This window comes from Luteibacter sp. (assembly GCF_036499525.1).
GTDB lineage: Bacteria > Pseudomonadota > Gammaproteobacteria > Xanthomonadales > Rhodanobacteraceae > Luteibacter.
In genome coordinates, this window is record NZ_DASYDO010000075.1 from 1 (window position 1) to 21,468 (window position 21,468).

A 21,468-nucleotide genomic window follows, 5' to 3' on the forward strand; every position below is an offset into this window, starting at 1 on the left:
TCCGGGTGCTTCCAGTCCATGTCCAGAGGTTTCCGCAATGCGTTTCGGTACGGTCAAGTGGTTCAACGACGCCAAGGGTTTCGGTTTCATCGCGCCCGAGGACGGTGGGGAGGACGTGTTCGTCCACTTTTCTGCGATCAATTCCAAGGGGTTCCGTAGTCTCCAGGAAGGCCAGCGTGTGAAGTTCGAAGTGACCACGGGCCCGAAGGGTGCCCAGGCGTCGGGCGTCGAAATCGCCGCCTGACCGCTTCCGCTTCGTTGGTTCGAAAGGAAACCCCGCGCACCCGCGCGGGGTTTTTTTTGTTCTTCGAGCATTCCTAGGGCTCCAGGCTCGGCTTCGCCATCGTGTTGCGCGTTTGGCGGTGAGGCAGGGGGAGCCGTCGCGCGTCACCGGACGTGGCTGTAGCGCGGCGATTGGTCTGAGCGGGCGCGCCACATGGTTTGAGAACTCCCAAATCCGCCTGAAAAGGGTCTTAAAAGGGCCCTAACTCCTGGCCCGCCGCCGCAGCGTTCAGGCCACGGCTATGGGTACTCCGCCCTAAAGTGGTCCCGGCCGCCGCGAGCCCGCCCAGGGTGGGGAAGAAGGCCCTGGAACCTTCCACCGCCCGCCGCGTCACTCCCCCCCGTCAGAAAAGGCCTGCAGGCTCCACTGCAAGGTCCCAACTGAATATCAGCACCTCCCCGACCTCCTTGCCCTTGCCACCACCGACGGTATAGCGGTGATCGGCTCGCTCCATGTGGAAGCGACTGAAGAGCTGCCGAATGGCCGGGTGGTCGTTGAGGGTCATGATAGCCTTCCCCTGGATACTCCCCAGGCACCGCTCCAACGCCTCGTACTGCTCCCATCCGAACTCGACACCATAGCCCTCGGTCTCCCAATAAGGCGGGTCGATGAAGAACAGCGTGTGCGGTCGGTCGTACTTGGATACCACGGCCTGCCACGGCAAGTGTTCGACGTAGGCGCTGGCCAGCCGCAGGTGGGCGGCAGATAGGGTCTCTTCCAGCCTCAGCAGGTTCAGGCCGGGCGGGACGGTGGTGGCAGTGCCATAGGTCTGGCCCTGCACCTTTCCTCCGAATGCCGATTGCTGGAGGTAATAGAACCGTGCCGCTCGCTGGATATCTGTCAGGGTTTCCGGCCGCGTGACCTTGAGCCATTCGAAGACGCGTCGGCTGGAAAGCGCCCACTTGAACTGGCGGACAAACTCTTCGAGGTGGTGCTGCACGACGCGGTACAGGTTGACCAGGTCGCCGTTGATGTCGTTCAGTACTTCGACCTCAGCTGGTGGCTTGAGGAAAAATAGCGCAGCACCGCCAGCAAACGGCTCCACATAGCATGTGTGATTGGGAAAGAACGCAAAAATCCTATCGGCTAACCGGCGTTTTCCGCCGAGCCAAGGAATGATGGGGAGGGACATCGAGTCTCCGGTTGTGAGATCAGGAGGGGTTACCTTCCCCTTGCCGCACGTGCGGAAGGGGGCTCATCTGATCCACGCCTCATCGTGGTGAGGGTCAGGCTGTTGACGCAGCCTGGCCCCCGACTATCGGTGTCTTTGTTGAAGGCTTTCCCAATGTAAGCCCTGGTAATTCCCTGTGTAATTGGGTGGCTTAGTTGCCGTTGACGTTGCACCAGTAACTGATGGTGGTCGTGCTGCGCAGGACACCCGCGCGGTACAGGTAGAGACGGAGGTAGCCGTGCGAATCCGCCCGCGTGCCGGTGAGGCTCGCGGAGCAGTACCCCGAGCAATACGGGTTGCCGCCCAGGCCGGTCTGCCCGGGCGCCTGGTTCTCGACACCACTGCTGGCCGACCCGACGTAGCTATGGCCTTGCTCGACGGCTTCGAACACGACGGCGTAGTTTCCTGCGGCGTCGCCGGCGGGAAGCCACGTGCCGGAGGCGGCCACCGACCAGCTCGTCGGCGCGTTCTGCATCCGCAGGACCTGGTACGTGCCGTTGGCGAACATCTGCAGGCGAATGTAGGCGCCGCCGCGCTGCTGGTTGTTGGCGGAATACGAGCCGCCGTCAATCGGTAGCGAGTAGGAGGCGGAGCCGTTGGATGCCCAGTAGTTGGTGACGTCCAGGCCACCGTTCTGGAAGTTGATGTCCGCGCGCTTGCTGCCGTACTTGATGTTGGCGAAGCGAATGGGCACGCCGCCCTGGAGGAGGCCCCCGGGCGCCGGGCCGTCGCCCACGGTGTCCGGGGCGAACAGGGACTCGAAGCGCACGCCGGCGTAGTAGTAATCCGTCACGGACTACGCCTCGGGCGGCATCGGCGGCGGCAGGGACTGTTCCGCGTCGTACAGCTTCGCGAACGCCGCCTTGATGATCGCCACCGCGCCGGCGCACGAGATGGTCGAGAGGTCCGCGCCGGTCACCGGGTCCGTGCCTTCGCCAAAGCACTGCGAGGCAATGCCCGAGAGCGTCACGCTCAGCGGATACGCGTCACCGCCCGGGCCGAGGTACTCGTCGCCGCTGTACAGGCACGGGGTGCCGGCGAATACGATGCGAGCATCGCCCGCCTTCGGGTCGTAGAGCATGGTGGTATGCAAGGCGATCACCTCGCAGGTAATGCCCGAGGCGATGTCTTCGATGCGAGGCTTCATGTGCGCTTGCGCTCCAGTTTCTCGATGCGGCGCAACAGGGCCGCGTTCTGCTTGACCACTTCGTCCACGCGTCGATCGGCGTCGAGCGCGCATTCGAGGGCGAGGCCCGGCTTATCGACGGAGAGACGCGTCACCTGCTTGCCCATCAGCCGCTTGTGCGGGCGTGAGAATTCGCGGATGTGCTGCGGCGCGAACCTCAGGAGCAGCTGGGCGATCACGCCGGTGTCGGCCTGGCCGTCGTGCTTCCAGTTCCACGAGGAATAGACCTTGCGCACGCGAGCGGCGATGCCGGCGGATACCGCACGGCGCTTGATGTTCGTCTTTTCGCGGCGGTCGGAGACGTTGAAGCCGCCAATGGCCGTAATCCGCCCGCTGGCGGTCATGTTGCCGGCCTGGTCGAACGTGTGCGTGTTGGCGGTGCCGCAATGGAAAACCAGCTGCGCATTGCCGCCGGCGGCGTAGGCGTCGATGCCGGCGATGTGTTTGCTGCCCCAGTGCGTAACGCGTGCGATCATGTACGCGGAACCGTCGTTGCCCGCGTCGATCTGGAGGGCCGGCATGCGGCTCGCGTTCCAATTGGCGAACGAGCCGCCGATGCCGTTCGCATTCTGGCCGTTCAAGCCAACGCGCACCGGTGCGTTAGGCGGGGAGGCGTTATCGACTTGAACGAGCGAAAGCGAGCCACCTTGCGAGAGTTCGAGGTTGCCGTTGCTGCCACGCACAACCACCTGACCGGAGGTGCTGTTGGTGCCGGCAGGCCGCAGGTAAATGAGACTGCCTGACGGGTTGGCACCGCTCGTGCCCAGCACGATCGCGTCACCCTGAGAGTAGATGGTGCGATCTACGCTGACGTCGCCATAAGCATAGAAAGTCCCGGTGGATCGACTAATTGCGACACAGTCGCGAAGGTACGTTCCGACGTCATTGAACGCCTGAATCACGAAATCACTTCCGGCGTTGCCGGCGCCTGTTTCAGTGTTGACCGAACCAGTGAACGACCAGCGGTTTTGTCCGCCCTTTTGATAAATGAGGGCGTTGTTGCTAGATGGTGCGGCGTTGAGCCGAATGGTTGCCGACGTGCCTTCCGGTGGGGCGACGTCGAGCCATCCCGTCATCGTGTCGCCGGCCTTCGAAACCTTTCCATCCAGCGATGACTGTAGGCCCGCCACGTCCGCGATGGCATGCCCATGCCCGACGTTTGACTTTCCGTCCAACGCGGTCTGAAGGGTTTTGACTACAGCGGAAACGAAGGCTGTGCTCGCGATCTGCCCATTGTTTGTTCCGGCCGCAGCTGTCGGGGCCGTCGGTATGCCCGTAAGAGCTGGCGAAGCCTTGGGAGCAAGCAGGCCAAGGGCATCCGATAGCCCGGCAACCAAGAGGATGGTTGAAGGAAAGGTTGCCGGCTTGTTCTTGATCGCGCCCCACTCGACACCGGCGCCCGTGATGGCTGCAATCGCATCGCGCAACTGGGTGTTCGACGACGCGTCCAGCTCCATGCCGGCATCTGTGATGACGGCAATGATTTCCTCCTGGATCGCGTTAAGAGCATCGGCGTCAACCACGGTGCCCTGGACGCCGGCCAGGACGTCGGCATTATGGTAAAGCCCGTCAGATGTATTGATGCGGCGCATGCGTTACTCCACGAAATCGCACTGCGTGTGCGCGGGCTTGAGGTCGTTAAAAAGCGCCTTTAAGGCGGCGTCGTCGCCGCCTATCGGCCGTGTGTTGATGGTGACGTCCCAGACGAACACCACGTCTTCGCCGTAGAGCCGTTCCCCACAACGGCTGATGCCGCACCGGAAGGCCCGCGGCTCACTGATCGTGATGCCGTAGCCTTGGCTTGCCGCCAGGCGCACAAAGTAGGCGCGGGATATGCCGCCAAGCTCGCCCATCTTGGCCAGCACCACCTGGATGCGCTTAGCCAGGCTTTCGCTAGGCGCAGGCGTGAGGGCATACAGACGTTCCCAGCTGACGACGTCGGAATCCGCCGAGGCGGGATGCATGCGGGCCAGTAGCGTGTCGCCGCCGTCGCGCGCCGCCTGAAGCGCGGCCGCCTCGGCATCAATCCAGGCGGACAGTCGTTGTCCGTTGGGATCGTAGGCGACAGGCGGTAGCAGCGAACGCAGCAGTTCGGCAAAGACGCTCACATTAGCTCCAGCGTGACGGCGCCCAGGCGCAGCCATTGGACTTGGCTGGCGTCGACCGTCGCCTCCACATTGGCGGCCGGGCTGATCAGCTGACGATCGATCACCCCGGAGATACCTGACAACGCCGCCTCACCGCGCGAGCGGTAGTACGTGTCGCCGGGAGCCAGGTTGGCAAACAGTGCCGCGAGCTGGGTCTTCGCGTCAGTGAGCGCATCCGCGAGCTGGTAGCCCGCCGTGAGTTCCACCTTGGCATCGTGGTCCACGTTGATGATGGTCGGCGCGAACACCAGGCAGTTCCAAGCCGTGACCGGCCGCTGGTCATCAATGTAGGTCTGAACCTGGGCGATCAGCTCATCACTGGGCAGGCCATCGGGCCCCACGATGACGATGTCGACCGTCCCCAGTCCTCGGCGCAGCGGATACACGTATGCCGACGCGACGCCCGGTATGGATTCCGCCCAGCGCTTGTAATCGTAGTGGTTGCCGCCCGCAGGGGGGCGCCTGAGGAGAGTCAGGTAGCGATCAAGCAGGCTGGCTTGCGATTCGATGTCCGAGCCGCTGGCCAGCGCTGTGCTTACCACCGCTGCTGCGTCGATGCCCAGGGGCGGGCTCGTGATCGTGGCGTTGCCAATGATCCCATTGGCTGCTGCTCCGGCCACGGCCGCCGCAATGGGCACGATGGCCGTGCCATCGGCACCCACCGGCGTGTCCAAGACGGTTACAAGCATGGTGCCGTTGACATGACGGACGCTGCTACCCGCTGGCAGCGTCGTTCCGTAGATGCCGGTGACGCTCAACTCGCCTGTCGCCGCGCGGGCTGGCTTCCGGCTCAGACCACGCTCAGCGGCATACTTGATCAGCTCGGCGAGATCGGCGGTATCAGGGAAAATCTGCCTGTATAGCCATGCCTGGTACTGATAGAGCCCCTCGATGGCGGCTGCGTCGGCCGCCGCGCGCACGTAGTTGTCGCTATCGGTGCTGACGTCGGCTTCGTCATCCTGGCTACTGATGTCACGCAGGATTCGGTCGCGAATGGTCTCAAGGCTTTGCGTGGGAAAGGTCATTTAGATCACGCGTACCCAGTGATTGAAGGTCTGTTGCTCGCCGCCCGCTTCGGTCACGTCGACATCGAGCTGCAACCATCCGGTGGACGGCGAAGACACCGAGACGTCGATCGCGCTGGCTCGTCCATCCGACAGAAGGCCCTGTAGAGCGTCCAACGCGTATTCCCGCGCCAGGATGCGGACGCGCGGGACATCCTTCTCACGCTGCAGCTCGTGCAGGCGGCTGCCAATGGTGGGGACTGCCCACCAGCTCCCGAGGGGGATAACGAGACGCAGATACACGGCGTTGGCCAGCGTCGTGATGCGCTGTCCGCTTAGGTCGCCTGTTCTGGGATCAATGCCCGTATCCATGGCGGCATGTTGCGTCGCGCACGCGCGGGGCACATATTCAAGCGCTTGTTAGTAACGCCATCACTCTTTCTGATTCGGTGGCGCAGTCGAACTGCCGCTGACCGGGTGAGTGTGACCATCGTAGATCTGGCGATCATCGGCCATGGCACGGATGCCATCACTGACGTCGCCATCGGCGTGCGCGTCATTCTCGACGTTCAGATCCTGGCTCATCTCCACGAGCGGCGTCTCGAACCGGACCTTGGTGCCGGCTTTCACAAGCAGGGTTTCTGTAACGACTTCGATGATCCGACCGCGCTGCATGTGCACGTGGTCTCCCTCGTCGGTGTAGATCGCGACTTCGCCTGGCTGCAGCTGGATGCGGTAACGGCCGTCGATGCTGGCGATGATCACGCTATGCCCACTGTCGCCGCCAACGGGAAGCAGGATCACCTCGGAGCCGGCGAGGGGCGCGCTAGACAGTCCGTAGTGCTGCATGAGTTCAGCCGCGACGGCTTCACCAGCCAAGCCTTCGACCTGGGCAGTCGGTAACACGGCGGTGGCGTCCAGGCGACTGAGCTTGCCCCGAAACGCCATGCGCACACGTTGACCGGCTCGCTCCGCGGTTTGCCGCATGACTTGGGTTAGGCGCTTCACAGGCCGAAGTACTCCGTGGGTTTCTTCTGCTTCTTTTGCTTGTTCTGGTGGGCGTTAACTATCCACGTTTTATCTTCGCGAAAGCGCAGTTCGGTGGTCGCTCCCTCTCTACGCGTCAAGCGTAGCGTGCGTGCCATGAGGAAATAGGTGCCGTTGATACCGTGCGGTTCGCTGATCAGGTTGACGCGCTGGCCAGGCGTCCAGACCGCCCCACCACTGGCGCGCCAACCCTTAACCTTTACTCGTGCCTCAAATGCATCGAGCTTGCTATCCGAGAGCAGCTTGTCGACCCGGTCCCTGGCGAGGTCGCTGGTATCACAGCCGCTGTCGATGACCACGCGGGGCCGGAAGATGCCGCGAGCGGTCAGTGCGCTGTCGCTGACCTTAGCCGCGAGCGTGGTGCGATCCTCGCCCCAACCGCTGCCCTGATACGCGCCATGCTGGCCCAACACCGTGATCTGACTGTAACGGTCAGCGATTGATCGCCGCACGCTCATATCCTCAATGTTGTTGTCGTCACTGTCGCCCTGGCGCATGACCAGGTCGCCCACTGTGGCTGCGGCGTAATCAGGACCGCCGACGACCAGCGTGCCATCGGGATCGACCCACGGCCAGAGGCCGTTGGCCTCGGCTGTAAGCAGGAGCGCTTCCCATGCTGTCTGCCCTGGGCTGACCTGCACCTGTTTGCGTAGCTTGGCGATGTCGCTGTCCAGCCGGACCTTGCTGATGCCCATGGGCTTCACGACCTGGTCGATGATCTGCTGCAAGGTGGCTTCGCGCATCGCGACAAACGGGCTTGAGCAATCCACCAAGGTTCCGGCTTTGTCGCGGCCGGTGATGCGCACGGCGTGGCCACGCCGGCCTACCTGGTGTTCAACCTCATCCAGCGTGCCGGTCAATACGGCATCGCCGTCCAGATCCAGGGTGCACGGCGCCCCCTCGACGACTGTCGCCGGCAAAGTTATGCCGCTACGCGTGAAAAGCTCGAGCTCGAACGCATCGGCGGGCGTCAGCAGGTCGCTATCGACCGACCAGCCCGTCCAGGTGTCGTTGACGACGCCGCCCACCGACAACCGAATGTTCGGACTAGTTGGCATATGCGTTCAGTACCTGACCTGCGGCGACGCTGTAGGGCGTCACGAGCTGCGGGTTAAGTCGAAGCAGCTCGTTCGCTCGTGTGTTGTCGCCGTACCAAAGGAAAGCCAGACGGCGTAGGCACTGCGTCGAGGGCGCTACACGCTGCACCATCGGAGGCTTGATATTGATTACCGCATTGGCCGACACCTGGACAACCTGGGCAAGTTGGCGGAGCGGCTCGATGACCGCCAGCGCTGCCTCCACGCCGAACAACTCACGGTGCATGATGATCGCCGATTGCAGAAGCGAGCGCGCCTGGGCGGTCAAGGCATCGACGTCACTGGGCGTCAGGCTGGGACTATCAAGCTCTTCGTCAAACACGCTGCAGACCGCGTCAGCGAGAACCATGGCTTGCTCTGTAATCAGGTAGGCGACCAAGGTGAGGCCCACGGCGTTGACGGCGTCCACAGGGAGACCATCTGGCAACTCGATGGCAGTGCCACCGGCCGCGCCGCCGTTCGCGCCGGCATTGGTATCCGAGGTGCCGGCGTACAGCGTTGGCATAACGCCCTGGCGGGAGCACACGAGGGCGACCTGCCACGCGCGGACCGCCATGGCTGGAAGGTTGTCCTGCCCGGGCACGGTCTGCGGCAGCGCATTGCCCGCCAGCAAGGATGTTGCATCGGTGGGCATAGCAAATTCAATGTCATCACGGGCCTCGGGGAGCACGCGATTCGATCCTTCGCCCACGACGGGGTCGAACGTCGGTGCGACACCGTCGGCTAACACGGCAAGGCCACTGAGCGTGCCGAGGATCTGACTGCGCAGCTGCGCGTACTGCAGGGTGATTCCTGGCTGGCCGATCACGTTCTCCATCAGCCCGGTCCATCCGCCATCCGTCGCGTTACGGACGTTCGACACGATTCCGACCACCTGCGCGAGTACACCGCGCACCGCCGAGGCATACGAACGAACCTGACCCAGGACCGCCTTGCCGGAGGCAATCGCAGCGGCAAGGCCGCTGAGCTGCTGCGTACTCGCCACGGCATCGGCAGTGGTCACGAACGTCCGCTGGAAGAACTGCGGGTCATCGCCCGACTCGATCAGCGTGAGCGCTACCTCAGCCCAGTCCGGCGTCTCCGCGCCGTCCCGAATCCGGTAACGCTCTACATGCACAGTGACGCTGCCGTACACCGGGTGCACAAAGGCGGCATCATCTGCCGAATCCAGCGCAACGATCAGTTGCTGCAGCGTCGTCTCGTAGTTATCGCCCCAACACACCACCTGGACCTCAAAGCGGCGCGCATCGCGGCCGAGATCCTCGATGGATTCGCCGTCACGATAAGGCACGCCATGCTGGGCAAGGGAGCGACTGACGTCCAGCTCCGTAGCGATCACGTCGATAGCGACCGAGCGGAAGCTTGCCGGCAGGAGGTTGTCTTTCCAGCTCATCCGCGCCTCGCGTCACGCACCTGTCGATCAACGACTTTGGCGTGTAGTTCGTCTGTGTCCGATGTGACTTGGATCTGGAGTGGCTTGCCCAAGAGTGGTTCGAGCAGGCGCGCCGCGTCGTTGAATAGACGAGCAGCCTCCTGCATCTGGCCCCCGGTCGACGCGTTGGCATCGCCAGTAGCGGCCGGGTCCAGCCGTGAGGCGGTCGCTTCTGCCCAGGTGCCGACGGAATCAGACAGGCGCGGCGAGAGCCAGCGCGCGGCCGGCGAACGCGCCACATCGCCGATCAACCCTGCCGCTTGTGCGGTCTGGGCGGCGTCCGCCTGCTCCGCAGGGATCTGGCGCGACACCCAGGCCTCATAGTCTTCCACGCTCGTTTTGCCAGGAGCGGCGTTGGCACTGTCGACCCAGCGCCCATAGGGCATCTCGCTCGTTTCGATCTGATTGCGCCGGTCGAGCTGGGCATCGTTGATGCCCAGGCGCTTCTTATCACGCTCCCGCTGGTCGGCCACCAAGGCCGCGTCCTGGGCGTCGGCGATAGGCTTCAGGGCATCGTTCACGGCCGCGACACCGCTGCCCAGGGCGAAGGCCGGCAGCAGGTCCATCATAGCGAAGCCCCGAGCGCCGGCAGCAACCCGTGCGACGCCCGTGGCGGCGCCTGCGGCACGACCACCGGTCGCCGCCTCAGCCGCGATTTCTGCGGCGCTGGATGCCGCACTACCCATACCCGAAGGCGCGCCGCTCCAGTTGGTGACAAACACCGGTGTCACGCCAGCACTTTCCTGCAGCGCGCGACCAACAACGATGTTTTTCACCGTGTCGGCACTGCCACCTAGTAGGCCGGTCAATTTGCCCAAGGCTTTGTTGCCGCCCCACTTGGCCAGGCGACTGCCGTAGAAGCCGCCCACACCCAGGGCCGCTGCGCCGCCCAGGAGTTGGCCACCGCTTAGACCTTTGTCATCGAGCAGGTACTGCGCGGCGCTGGCCAGCGCCTGGTTCACGGGTATGGCGGCCTTGTCCAGGGCCTCTCCTACCGTGGCTTTCACGCGCCCGGCAGTAGCCGTGGCGCTCTTACGGTTCTCATCGAGCTGGGCCGGGTCGAAGTCCGTCACGGTGCTAATCTGTTTACCGTAGTCGCGCGCCTGCTCGATGCGCCCTGGCTGCAGGAAGGCGCGGAAGTTGCGCTGCGTATCGAGGTCGGCCTCACCGATCACAGCCTGCAAGAAGTCGGAACGTCGACTATCCGTCGTAAGTTTCTGATACCGCTTGCGCAGATCTTCCATGACGGTGAAGGGATCGCGCGTAGCGCCCTTCTTATCGAAGAAGTTCACCCCCGTCGTCTTGGTGACCTGCGCCCGGTACTTGCCATTGGTGAACATGCGCAGCCCCGACTCAGCCAACGTCGCCAGACGCTCGGGTTGCGATTCGATGTTCGATAGCGCTTCGATGTAGCCGATCGTCTGCGGGTAGTTCAAGCCCGCCTGCTGGGCGGCGCCGCCGACACGGGGAAAGATATTCGGCAGATCTGGCAGCTCGGCGCGACCAAGGCGACCGCCGACCAAGCCCTGGGCGAGCAAGCGATTACTTACGCCGCTCTTCGCCAGGTCCTCATTGAAGATGGCGGCAGCCGTGACCTGATAGTCCGCCAACTGCCCTTGATCGGCGCCACTAATCGTAGACGCAATATCAGCGGCGTTGGACGCAGGCTTGGCCTGCTTATAGTTCAGACCCGCCGCCACCAGCTGACCCATGCCACGATCAATGGCATCCGGATCGTTACCGTTGGCGCGAGCCATCGCCCAGCGCGTGCGCCGCCAATCATCTACATCCGCAGCGCTCATGTCGGCGGTCTGACGCAGCTGGATGTTGGTGCGGTCCAGCCGCGCGCTCGAGCGCAGCGTCTGCACCGCGCCTGCCCCGATACCCAGTGTGGCCAGTCGACCACCGACGCCACCTAACACCTTATGCAAGGCATCGAACTCGCGGCGTGCCGCGCTGGCCATGGTGCGCAGTGCGCTGGTTGACCGCAGCGCAAGCATGCGCAGTCGGTCCATGCCACGGCCCGCACGCTCCGCCTCGGACGTGGACCGGCGTAACTCGCGCGCGTCGTCCTGCAAACCGCGCTTGATGGCTTCGGTGGCCCGCTGCCCCTGCGTGCCCACGCGGTCCATCGTGCCACCGAATTTCTTGACCTCGGCGCCCGCTTCGGAGGTGGACTGCTTGACCTCCTGCCACTGACCGTTTTGCCAGCGCAGAGCCTGCTTGGCCTTGTTGCCCGTGGCGGTGGAAGTCTTGCCCAGCTTGTCGACGGCGGCCGTTTGAGCATCGACCGGACCGCTTCCCTCGCTGCGCGCCCGTACGGTGAGATTGACGCGCATGTCGCTCATCGGGCTTCTTTGTTCCTCAGACTCTTGTAGGTCTTGGTGGCGGGCTTGCCGCGACGGCTGATGAAGTCCAGGCGGACCTCTATCTCGGGCTTGGTCATCTGTCGTACTTCGTCAATGCGATAGCCCTGCTTAACCAAAACGTGTTCGATCAGCCACCAGTTTCGGAGTTCGCTTCTTCGGGCGGCTCGCTCAGCGCTTTTCCCAACGCTTCATCGGCCACCTCCAACAGGCCCAGGTCGATCTCGCTCAGCTCATTACTCAGCAGCTCGATGGTCAGGTTTTCAGCAGGGATATCCCCGAGTTGGAGAAGCTGCTGGCGATAGCATTCCAACGCCTGGAGACGGATCGGGCCACTGGGGTATGCCTTCTGGGCGTTGATCAGATCGCCCGCCATCGGTACGCGCAGCGTGAACTTCTTGTGCCTGGTGCCGGCGAACAGCACGCCGATCTTCAGCTCGCGCGAAATGGTCAGGCCTTCCCAACTCTTGGTGTTTGACGTGGACATAAACGGACCTTCAATGATTGTTTGGGATGGCAATAGCCAGCTCGTCTGGCCGGGTCCCTGAGTTGCTTTTTGTCTTGGCCGTCACGCTCATACCGGCTCAGTGAGATACAGGGTCTGATTACCTACGGACTTTGTGTCGTGCGCGGCACGCCGTATCGCCGAAAAGTTAGTGCACGTCCACGATGTAACAGGTGCTATTGCGCTCGGGCGTATAGATCGTGTTTTCGATCTGCCAGCTGGCAGTGCCGTCGCGAGGGGCGATGAAGGTGGATAGCGGGCTCTGGTAAAGCATCGTGCCACCACGGGTGCAAACCAGTTGCTGCTGCGCTTCCGGGAGATCGCAGCTGGCCAGCAGAACGCTGGCCAGCACGATCGCGAGTACCGGGAGGCGGACCAGGGGCGGCCGCATCACTCGGTGTAGTAGTTGAGGGCGGCCAGCTGCAGCTCGCGGGTGGCTTCGTTGTCCAGGTTGTACGTGCTGCCCTTCGTGACCAGGTGCACACCCGTCCAGGTCTCGCGAACGCCGCCGCCGTCCTGGGGATACGCGGTGACCTTGCCGTCGATCAGCGTGCTCCAGTTCGGCTCGCCGGTCTTCGGGATAGCCACGTTCACGGTGAGCGCATAATCCGCGACACCCTTGGACGTGCCCAGCGGACGACCGCTGGAGTTCATCGTCTTCACGACCTTACGGTTCGTGTTCTCGGTCGTGCTGAGGCTGACCACTTCGTACTCGGTGCCGTCGATCTCAAGCACGATCAGCCCAACATAGGTATCTGCCATGAATTTCTCCGTTTAGAGGATGAGGTTGATCACGCCTGCGAAGACATGCAGGCCATTGACCACGTCGGCAGGGATCGACGCGACGAGCCAGCTGGCATCGGTCGCGCTCTTTTCGACGATAAGCCCGTCGGCGTTGGCGTCGACGTTCTCCACGATTTCGAGCGTCTCGCACTTTTTCAGTACGTCGAGCAGTTCGCCACGGACGGATGCAGCAATCCGGGCCGTGTTCTTTGCGCGCGGAAAGCGCAGGGCGACGCGATCGCGGCAGGCCTGGCGCACGTAGTACAGGGTCCGCATGGTGGTGATATCCAGCAGCGACACATCAGCCGTGCCGGTAGCGGACTTGGTATAGGTGCTGATGGCACGGACGATCTGCACGACTTCACCCGGACCGACCTCAAGCGGCGTTACCCCGTTGAGCAGGGCCGTTTCCTGTTCGTTCCGTGACAATCGATCGGCAATGGCCGGCACCGGGACGCCGCTCAGCGCAAGGGTGTTCAGCGGACGTGCCGGGTCACTCTCACTGGCGATCACGGCGGCGTACGCGGCAGCCAGCTCGGCTGGCGTGTAGGTGGTCCCGGGCAGCAGCGCAAGCGTGACCGGTCCACTGTTGAGAGCGGTGGCTAGCGTGGTAGCCGAGGTCAACGTGCCCACCACGGCGGCGACGCCCAGAAGAGGCTTCTGGTTGATCGAGTTGGTCACCTCTTCGATATGTGTGCGCATCGCCGTAAGGGCGGCGCTGCTCTGCCATGCGGATACCACCTGGGTGTAATCACCTGTCGCCGTGGCATCGAGTGCCGCCGTGATATCGGGTTCGGCGTCGTCGTCAACCGAGATCCCTACGAGGGACAGCTGCAGGTAACGGTTGGCCTTGATGGCGGCGGCCACCATCGCCTGGGCAACGGTGCTTCCCGTCAGTGCCAGCGCGCTCTGTGCGTCGTACACCACGGTGGCCACCAAGGGAGCCATCGTGCCGGCGGCGAGCAGGGGCACGACCAGGAGAAGCGACTGTGCGTTGGCCGGCAGCGTGTTGACCGCCAACGATGTGTTGAACTCGATGTACGTACCCGGTTTACGGGTGCTTGCGGGAATGGTGTTCAGGGTGATGGTCATTTGGCGGCGCTCCCAGACTTCGAGTTGGCGGTGGTATCAGGCTCACTGGCAGGCGTGAGAGCAACGGGCTTGCTGGTCGCCTTACCCGGGGCGAGCACTAGCTCTCGTGTCTCAAGCCGTCGGCGGTAGTAAATGGAATCAGGCACGTCGACCGGCTCGCTGCCGATAAACGCGCGCTGCTTTTCGAGGGGCACCTTCAGGCCCTCATTAGCGATGACTCGCGGCATTACGTGTTCTCCAGGGGGACGTGATCCGAGGCGTCGATGAAGTCGTCGCCGGGCTTGAGGTAGTAGTTGAGGTCGATGCCCAGGAGGGGCTCGGCGGCATCCTCGGGCACGGTCCAGTCCGCCTTGATGGCGAAGCTCTGGCCCAGCACGCTCAGGTAATCGCGCTCGGTCTTGCCGTTGACCAGGTTGTTGTATGTCGTGGGTACGAGGCCATCGGCGGACAGGCCCGCCGCCTCGTTGCTCGGGTGAAAGTCGGTGAGCAGGCGCATGCAGCTATCCCAGAGCGCGTAGCTACCCATCTGGCCTGCAGTGCCCATGCGGGTTTCTGCCTGGCCCCGCGCCTGTCGCACAAAGATGACCAGGCGGACCACGCCATCGAAGTTGAAGCGGCGGTTGCTTCGCCTGGTGAACTTGCCGCTTGGGACCAGCACAAGCACCGCCATCCCGGCAGCGGCGACCTTGGCCAGCAAGTCGCCGTCGGAAAGCTCGCCGGCATAGCCCGCCAACTCGATGCGCGACGACGTTTCTTTCAATGTCTGGAGCCGACCCAGTACGGCGGCTTCGATAAGGTCAAGCATCAAAACCTCCGCAGGGTGTGGCGGGAGAAAACGCGGGGGTTGCTGATCACGGTGGGCGCGCCGCCCGTGTCACCCTCGGATACGTCATTGGCGGCGTCTTCGTCCATCAGCGCCTTGAGTCGCTTGATCACGTCCTGATAGCGCAGCCGCACGGTGCTGTCGGCATTGCCAGCAGCGTCGTACAGGTGATAGCGCGCCAGTTCCAGCGCGTCGTCCTGCAGCCAGATCGGCGCGTCGGCCGTCGGCGCACGGAAGCGCAGGTAATAGGCAAGCTCGGTGGTGGCGCGGCCGCTGACGGTGTCGATACGGCTCAGCGCGCTCTGGGCCGATAGCTTCGCGGCATCGTCCCACTGGGAGAGGTCATCGCCATTCGCAGCCATCGACATCTGGTCGGGGGTCAGCGGGTCCAGCCATTTGGGCACGGCGATGGCGGCGATCTCTTCGGCGCCAAAACGTGTCACAAGCTGAGCGGCGGTGATGTTCATGGGTTCCTTCAATGCACCGCCCAGGCTCTCCTGGGCGGTGTGGCTACGCGTGCTTACGCAAGCAAGCGTCGGGGGGCGTTACAGCCAGGGACTGACGAGGATCGTCAGGCGGCCCGCAAGGGGGTTGGACTCGCCGCCGTTGACCAGCAGGCTCTTCAGGAGGGCGGCGGCCGCAAACTCCATGGTGGACGGCACGACCAGGACGCTGGGATTGATGCCCAGCTTGCGGTCGTTGTCGCCGACACGACCGGTCATCGCCGTAATGGCCGCTTCGAGGTTCGCTGCATTCAACGGCTTGTTGGACGAGTAGGCCTGCTGCCAGAAGCCGTAACCGGCATTGCCGCGTGCGTCGACGCCATAGACGTATTCAGCGCGGCTGAAGACGTTTTCATCCGTCTCCGCCACCTGGGCGACGAAATTGGGCTTCTTGCGGTCCTGGAAGATCAGCGGCTTCAGTGCGCGGCGCGTATCCAGCACGTACCAGGCGGGACCGCCGTCGGCGACGTCATCGACGTTGCTCTGGTTGACCGGCTTGCCTGCCGCATTGAGCACCGGATGGTTGGTGGCAAAGAACGGCTTGCCGTCGTAGCACTTATCGGTGCGGCCAGCTGCCAGCAAGCTGAACACCAGCTCGTCGGGGAACTCGCCCGCGCTCTGGCCCATCTCGGTCATCATCGGGCTGTAGACGCCGTACTGGTCATCTTCGATGGAAGCGCGGGGAACGCCCACGGTGAGTTCGAACGGCTTGTTCTTGACTGTGTATCCATGGCTCTGGATGCCGTTGACCACGCGATCACCGATCCACTCGCGCATCTTGGGGAACTTACCCAGCCAGCCGTATTCCTCGGCGCCGGTCGTGCTGGGCACGACGGTGGCGATCTGGGTGTACTGACTCGGTGCCGTGCCCAGGCCGCCTGCAAAGGCGGCTTTAAAGGCGATAAACAGGGTCTTGAGGTTGCCTGCGTTAACGATCATGGGTGCGAGGCTCCTTAAGCCGCTTCGACGGTGATGGGATAGCGGCCGACATCGACCCACACGCCTTCGTCAGTGATATCGACGACGACGCCGGCGATGGCAGTGCCCGTACGAGCCACGGTGCTGTCGTCTTCGACATAGGCGACGGCGCCGATATCCAGACGTGTGCACGCACTGGTGGCCGAGTTGTCGAACGCAAAGCAGTCGCGGCGAAGGCTGGCCTGCAAATCGCCGTCGGCGCCTTTGGAGTTGTCGACGTCACATTCGTTGACACCGACGACGTTCCGGCCGGCCTTGGTCGCGGGCACGGCGAAGCCCGTGGCATTGAGTGCCACCAGGCCACCGGTGAAAAGGAGCGTGGCGGCGGCGACAACGTGTCCGACCTGGTCGCCGTTGCGACGCGGCGTCAGGCGGCCCTGGGTGAGCTGGGTCATGGGTATCTGTCCTTACTTGGTGGCTTTGGTAGCCAGGAAGGCGGCGGGATCAAGGCCGGTGGCCTGGCACACGGCCAGCTCTTCGGCGTTGAGGGCGGTTTCGGTGGCGCCGCCGGGCTTGTCCAGATCCTTCTGGTCGGGCGCAATGACCGCCGCAACGTTGACGTAATCCTTGAAGCGAGCCAGGCCGGCCGAGTCCGAACAGCTGGCACGGTGGTAGGCCTCGGTGGCGGGCGTGATCTTGCCGGCCGCCAGGGCACCGCTGATCGCGGTATCCACGGCGGCGGTGTGTTCGGCGGCATCCCGGGTAGCCAGCGCCTGTTCGGCGTTGACAGCACGGGCCTGCAACGTGTCGTAGTCCGACCGAGGCACGAAGCGTTCCAGGCTGGGGTTCTCGCTGTTGGCCGCTTGCGCGGTCTTCAGCTGGGTGATGGCGGCAATAGCCGCCTCATCGGTTGCGTCGGCGGTGAGGCCGAGCGCACCCGCAATCGCTGCGGATAGGGCCACAGGTGTTTCCTCGCTGTTGAGCGCCGTCAGGCGCAGGTTGGGAGTGTTGAGAATTGCCGCACTGACCAGCCGCGCGATGCGCTTGGTGGTCGGGTCGTAGTCGAAGACGGGGCTGAGGTACTTGTACTCGCGGTTGAGGACCTGCTGACCACCGCGCGGGGTCCAATCCACCTGACCCCAGAGCGCTCCGTCGCGGGACTCCAACTGTTTGATCCATGCGGCGGCCGGCGCGTCGCCGCCCGTGGGTGCCTGGAGCTGGGTCGCATGGTTCCAGTCGATGACGACGTCGAGGCCACGCTCGCCAAAGGTGGCAAGCACCTGGTCGGCAGCGAGCTGGTCGAAGACCCAGCTGCGGCCGTCAAGGCCGGTGACGTTGGGTCCGGCCGGAATCAGCTCCACCCACTCGGGAGCGGCGCCATCGACGGCGGCGAGTTCGACATTAAGAGCGAGGTGAGTTTTGCGTGGCATGGGGCCATGTTCAGCCCCGCGCGCGCAGCCCCGTTATTCAAGGGCTTGTTATAAAACCGGCATGCCCCTCGGAAGGGCTTTTTGCCAGAAAACGACCTGGCAGCCGGCAGGTGGGATGCCGAGACCGGGCAGGCATCCCCTCCATGGCATTTAAAACGCATTTTAGAGCCCGGCGCCACCCCCTTCCGGTATCTCTGCCGTCACCCACCCCCTCGCAGGGCGACCACGGGCGTTTTAGGCGATGGCTCCTCCGCCCGAATCGCTGGCACCGAAATCCTCCAGGATGTAATCCCACAGCACATCGAGGATGTCCTGCTCATCCTTGGCGCTCAGCCCGAGGTACGGGCGTGCCGGAATCTCGGTTTCATGCGCACCTATCGTGACGTCCTGGACGAAGTTGGCGTGCTTGGCCTTGACGAAGCGATGGCCCACCTCGCCGCTCTGCTTGTCCTGGCGGAAGTTCACCGTGCCCTTGCGGGCGGCGTGGTGCACCTTGCCACCGAGCTGCTGGATCGCACCGTAGACAAGATCAGTACCGACGTGCAGCTCGTCACCCTCCACCTGGTAGTGAATGGAGCTTTGCAGAGCAAGGCTCTCACGCAGGATGCCGGGTCCCTTCTTGTGGGCCAGCGTGCGCGGCGACAACGGGGCCCACGGTGCACCCGTAGGCGAAATGGCCTGGCCGAACCGCTGCTGGGTACTCGGTACGAGTACTTCGCCGATCTCGGCCAAGGCATCCTGCACGTGGTCCAGGCGCTTGGCGAGATGCGCCAGGCGCGCAGCAACCTCCTTGACGTTGACCTCGATGCTGTAGCTGACGCCGCTCATTACAGGGCGCCGTCCAGGAGCTGGTACCGCTCGGTCGCCAGATGAGCGGCATCGAGCAATGCCAGAGTCTGCAGGCGCCCGGATACAGCGCCGCCCTGTCCACGGCCGCGCGGCCCCGTGGCGTCCAGGGCAAACGATGCGACTGCAAAGCGTCCGTCAGCGATGGCATGGGCGTACAGGAGCTGCTGCGCGTGCGCGTCCCACAACACGGGCACCGTTCCATCAGCCAACACCTGCGGAAGATCCTGGGCAAGCCGCTGCAGCGCAGACAGGGCATTGCCCTCGGTGCTGGCCAGCGCGGTGGCCAACGCGTCGTCATCCGCCGTCAGCAAGGCGCTGGTTAACGGCTTGTCCGCCCGTCCGGGCAAGGTGCCCTGGTCGAGCCGTTGGGCCACACGCGGTCGAACGAAACCCACCGGCTGCTGGACGGATGGCATGTCGGCATCTGCGCTTTGCGCACGGCGAACGGCCGCTGGCCAGTCCGCGAACATGTCGGCCTGGCGACGTTGCGCATCGCTCAGGGCGGCATCGCGAAACGGCTTAGGCATGGTCATGATCTTTTGCCCCATGCGATCAGCCGCTGGCATCGATGCAGCCGCCTGGCCCACGTTGTAGTCAAACCCGGGATCGATGCCCGTCGTGTCGTCCACGCTCGTCGGTGCCTCGTCGGGACCCGTCTTGCCCAGGGCATCCATATCGCGCTGAGCGAGCGTCCGGGTGGTGCACTGACAGCCGTAGCCGTTCGGGCAGTAGTGCGTGTTCCACCAAGGATCATCGACAAGCAGGATGGTGCCGTTCCACGCCAGGTGTTGAGGGCGCGGGTGGCGCACCGAATCGTTGTGCACATATTCCATATACGGCCGGCGATGCTTGATCGCCTGGATCTGCTGCCAGCGCCCGGCCATATAGCTGCTGCGCACGTTGGTCGTGTAGATGATCCGGGTACGCCAGTTGCGACCTCCGTTGTACTCCCAGCCGGTGCGCGCAACGACAGCGTCGAAGTCCTTACGGAAGCTTTCGATGGAGCCGCCGCCCAGCACGGCCTTATCCACCGCCTTGCGCAGGTCATCGAGCAGATCCACGCGTGCCGCACCAGCGACCATGAAAGCCTGTGCATGGTCCTCCCGCTGAACATCGCGCCAGGTATCGGTGGGTACGTTGACCTTGCGCCGCCAGAAAGCAGCCTGCTCTTTGAAAGGCAGGCTGGTGGCCGTGGGAGCGCTGACGCTGGCAGGCGAGCCAATCTCCTGCCAGCGTCCATCGACCAGGCGAAGCCGCGGCTTGGTATCAGCCACTGGCCGCCTCCTGCATCAGGTCGTAGCGGCCCGATGCCTGTGCAGCATCCAGCGCGTCCTGCATGCCTTGAGCGAACCCATCCAGACTCAGCTCAGCGAACTGAGCGAACAAACCATCGCGGACGTCGTCCAAGGTCGCGGCCTGGTCAACAACGGCGCGGATCTGGTCCAGCCACTGATCTGTGATCGCACCTTGCTGCGTATCGAGCTGAAGCGCGATCGCATCGACGCGGTCGACGGACACGGCGGCATCTGCTGGCGTCGGCTGCACCTCAGCGTTGAGTGCGCGATTGGCGGCGACGGACTTTGGCGTTGCCGATTGCAACAAGACGGCACCGGGTGCTGGATCGGCAAGCCCCAACTTGTCTCGTACCACGCTCTGCTCGACCTGAAGTCCCAGCGGCACAAGGATGCCCAGCGCCTTGACCAGTGCGGCGACATCCTCGGGCTTGGGGACGTTAACGGTCAGACGCGGATAGCGACCGGGCCCGAAGTTCAGGTCGATGAAGCCGCGCACCAGTTGGCGTTGAAGCGTGTTCTGCAGCGCCTTGGCATCAGCCGTGAGCAGATCCTCGCGTACGAGCTGGTGCACCTGCGCCTGCGCCATGCTCGCCCCGTCATCGGCGGTCATGGTCTGACCGATGACGCCCTTGCTCACCTGCTTGTCCCACCATTCCGCCAAACCACGGAAGAAGTCGCCGGCACCCGCCGTCTGCGCTGCCGTCTGGAAGTCGATGGACATGCCGGAGGGCATCACTGCCGCCGCGTCACTGCCGAGGTTGGCTACGGCCGACATCAGCTTGGCGATATCGTCCGCGCTCGCTCCGGGACCGTACTTGCCGACGCGCATGGGAAGGCCATAGATGTCCGCGAACGACATCCAATCCTTCCACGCCCAGGACTTGCACATGTAAGCCACGGCAGCGAGTCGCGCGAGGCCGCCACGAATGGGAAGGCCCGGCCGGATGCGCGGGTAGTGCACCACGAACTTGTAGGGCGCTAGGGCGATGCCATTGACCATGTCCTGCGGGTCGATCAGCCGAAGCTCACGGCCCGTGTCACGGTCGAAACGGAAATGACGGGGATCGCGCTCCTTGTAGTCGCACGGCATCCACGTCTTGCCACTCTTGTCCCACATGATCTCGCTGACCGCGTAGCCGGCGCCCAGGGCGTTGACGAGGTCCGCCCGCAGCTCGTCGAACTCCGGAGCCGCGACCAGTTCGCGAAGCGCGTCAGCCATGCGCACGTCGGCGGCATCATCGGTGAGCGATTCGACCGTCACATCGAGGCCCGACGCAGCGAGCTTTCGCGTACCCAGCACGCTAGCGTAATGCAGGTCACGCTCTTCCATCTCCAGGGCAAGCGTGAGGTACTCATCGGCGTCGCCCTGGTTGGCGGCTTCCAACATCGCGGCGAGGCGTCCCGGCGAAAGGCTGCCGGCCGTTGACGGGTACCACGTCGAACGGATGCCCGTGAGCGAGGGCGCGGACAGTTCTTCCGTGAGCTGGTCGTATTCGATGGGTCGACCGTACTGGTCGAGGATGGTGGACTGCGCCAT

General features: G+C 63.8%; 24 protein-coding genes. 1 reads left to right on the forward strand and 23 read right to left on the reverse strand.

Going from position 1 to position 21,468, the window contains the following annotated elements:
* The first annotated feature begins 37 nt into the window (after nucleotides 1-37).
* Nucleotides 38-244 (forward strand): cold-shock protein, encoded by a 207-nt coding sequence (locus VGM71_RS15905; protein ID WP_036117760.1) that lies wholly within the window; start codon nucleotides 38-40, stop codon nucleotides 242-244.
* 382 nt (nucleotides 245-626) lie between these two features.
* Here the strand turns inward: VGM71_RS15905 and VGM71_RS15910 are convergent, their stop codons facing one another.
* The 23 genes from VGM71_RS15910 to VGM71_RS16020 form a co-directional block, all read right to left on the reverse strand.
* A complete protein-coding gene (locus VGM71_RS15910) occupies nucleotides 627-1,415 on the reverse strand; it encodes a DNA adenine methylase (RefSeq protein ID WP_331546935.1) in 789 nt (262 codons plus the stop codon).
* A 190-nt stretch (nucleotides 1,416-1,605) separates the two neighbouring features.
* Nucleotides 1,606-2,247: a hypothetical protein gene (locus VGM71_RS15915; RefSeq protein WP_331546937.1), complete on the reverse strand. Its 642-nt coding sequence runs from the start codon at nucleotides 2,245-2,247 to the stop codon at nucleotides 1,606-1,608.
* Nucleotides 2,248-2,250: 3 nt separating this feature from the next.
* A complete protein-coding gene (locus VGM71_RS15920; RefSeq protein ID WP_331546939.1) occupies nucleotides 2,251-2,601 on the reverse strand; it encodes a hypothetical protein in 351 nt (116 codons plus the stop codon).
* The gene (locus VGM71_RS15925; protein WP_331546941.1) at nucleotides 2,598-4,232 is read right to left on the reverse strand and encodes a tail fiber domain-containing protein; all 1,635 of its coding nucleotides are present in this window, start codon (nucleotides 4,230-4,232) and stop codon (nucleotides 2,598-2,600) included. The genes VGM71_RS15920 and VGM71_RS15925 overlap by 4 nt, the downstream gene beginning before the upstream one ends.
* 3 nt (nucleotides 4,233-4,235) lie before the next feature.
* A complete protein-coding gene (locus VGM71_RS15930) occupies nucleotides 4,236-4,748 on the reverse strand; it encodes a putative phage tail protein (protein ID WP_331546943.1) in 513 nt (170 codons plus the stop codon).
* Nucleotides 4,745-5,812, reverse strand: coding sequence for a baseplate J/gp47 family protein (locus tag VGM71_RS15935; protein WP_331546945.1), 1,068 nt, complete (start codon nucleotides 5,810-5,812; stop codon nucleotides 4,745-4,747). Before VGM71_RS15935 ends, VGM71_RS15930 begins: the two co-directional genes overlap by 4 nt.
* Nucleotides 5,813-6,163, reverse strand: a complete 351-nt coding sequence (locus VGM71_RS15940) for a phage GP46 family protein (protein WP_331546947.1) — start codon at nucleotides 6,161-6,163, stop codon at nucleotides 5,813-5,815. It abuts the gene before it with no gap.
* Nucleotides 6,164-6,223: 60 nt separating this feature from the next.
* Nucleotides 6,224-6,739 carry a phage baseplate assembly protein domain-containing protein gene (locus VGM71_RS15945; RefSeq protein WP_331546949.1) on the reverse strand — a complete coding sequence of 172 codons (516 nt, stop codon included), beginning with the start codon at nucleotides 6,737-6,739 and terminating at the stop codon, nucleotides 6,224-6,226.
* Between the two features lie 56 nt (nucleotides 6,740-6,795).
* On the reverse strand, nucleotides 6,796-7,866 hold the full coding sequence (locus VGM71_RS15950) for a phage baseplate assembly protein (protein ID WP_331546951.1): 1,071 nt from the start codon (nucleotides 7,864-7,866) through the stop codon (nucleotides 6,796-6,798).
* A 19-nt stretch (nucleotides 7,867-7,885) separates the two neighbouring features.
* Nucleotides 7,886-9,328 (reverse strand): DNA circularization protein, encoded by a 1,443-nt coding sequence (locus tag VGM71_RS15955; RefSeq protein WP_331546953.1) that lies wholly within the window; start codon nucleotides 9,326-9,328, stop codon nucleotides 7,886-7,888.
* Nucleotides 9,325-11,715, reverse strand: coding sequence for a phage tail tape measure protein (locus VGM71_RS15960; protein WP_331546955.1), 2,391 nt, complete (start codon nucleotides 11,713-11,715; stop codon nucleotides 9,325-9,327). The genes VGM71_RS15955 and VGM71_RS15960 overlap by 4 nt, the downstream gene beginning before the upstream one ends.
* A 148-nt stretch (nucleotides 11,716-11,863) precedes the next feature.
* Nucleotides 11,864-12,220, reverse strand: a complete 357-nt coding sequence (locus VGM71_RS15965; protein WP_331546957.1) for a hypothetical protein — start codon at nucleotides 12,218-12,220, stop codon at nucleotides 11,864-11,866.
* A 166-nt stretch (nucleotides 12,221-12,386) separates the two neighbouring features.
* Nucleotides 12,387-12,629 (reverse strand): hypothetical protein, encoded by a 243-nt coding sequence (locus tag VGM71_RS15970; protein WP_331546959.1) that lies wholly within the window; start codon nucleotides 12,627-12,629, stop codon nucleotides 12,387-12,389.
* The gene (locus VGM71_RS15975) at nucleotides 12,629-13,000 is read right to left on the reverse strand and encodes a hypothetical protein (protein WP_331546961.1); all 372 of its coding nucleotides are present in this window, start codon (nucleotides 12,998-13,000) and stop codon (nucleotides 12,629-12,631) included. Before VGM71_RS15975 ends, VGM71_RS15970 begins: the two co-directional genes overlap by 1 nt.
* 12 nt (nucleotides 13,001-13,012) lie before the next feature.
* Complete coding sequence (locus VGM71_RS15980; RefSeq protein WP_331546963.1) at nucleotides 13,013-14,113, reverse strand: phage tail sheath subtilisin-like domain-containing protein; 1,101 nt, start codon at nucleotides 14,111-14,113, stop codon at nucleotides 13,013-13,015.
* 226 nt (nucleotides 14,114-14,339) lie between these two features.
* Entirely contained in the window at nucleotides 14,340-14,918 is a 579-nt protein-coding gene (locus tag VGM71_RS15985) for a phage protein Gp37 (protein WP_331546965.1), read from the reverse strand.
* Nucleotides 14,918-15,403, reverse strand: coding sequence for a phage protein Gp36 family protein (locus VGM71_RS15990; protein ID WP_331546967.1), 486 nt, complete (start codon nucleotides 15,401-15,403; stop codon nucleotides 14,918-14,920). Before VGM71_RS15990 ends, VGM71_RS15985 begins: the two co-directional genes overlap by 1 nt.
* 78 nt (nucleotides 15,404-15,481) lie before the next feature.
* Nucleotides 15,482-16,378, reverse strand: a complete 897-nt coding sequence (locus VGM71_RS15995) for a Mu-like prophage major head subunit gpT family protein (protein WP_331546969.1) — start codon at nucleotides 16,376-16,378, stop codon at nucleotides 15,482-15,484.
* A 14-nt stretch (nucleotides 16,379-16,392) separates the two neighbouring features.
* Nucleotides 16,393-16,812, reverse strand: coding sequence for a hypothetical protein (locus tag VGM71_RS16000; protein ID WP_331546971.1), 420 nt, complete (start codon nucleotides 16,810-16,812; stop codon nucleotides 16,393-16,395).
* Nucleotides 16,813-16,824: 12 nt separating this feature from the next.
* Nucleotides 16,825-17,787, reverse strand: coding sequence for a phage protease (locus VGM71_RS16005; protein ID WP_331546973.1), 963 nt, complete (start codon nucleotides 17,785-17,787; stop codon nucleotides 16,825-16,827).
* 234 nt (nucleotides 17,788-18,021) lie between these two features.
* A complete protein-coding gene (locus tag VGM71_RS16010; RefSeq protein ID WP_331546975.1) occupies nucleotides 18,022-18,615 on the reverse strand; it encodes a phage virion morphogenesis protein in 594 nt (197 codons plus the stop codon).
* Nucleotides 18,615-19,910: a phage minor head protein gene (locus VGM71_RS16015; RefSeq protein ID WP_331546977.1), complete on the reverse strand. Its 1,296-nt coding sequence runs from the start codon at nucleotides 19,908-19,910 to the stop codon at nucleotides 18,615-18,617. The genes VGM71_RS16010 and VGM71_RS16015 overlap by 1 nt, the downstream gene beginning before the upstream one ends.
* Nucleotides 19,903-21,468, reverse strand: coding sequence for a DUF935 domain-containing protein (locus VGM71_RS16020; RefSeq protein WP_331546979.1), 1,566 nt, complete (start codon nucleotides 21,466-21,468; stop codon nucleotides 19,903-19,905). The genes VGM71_RS16015 and VGM71_RS16020 overlap by 8 nt, the downstream gene beginning before the upstream one ends.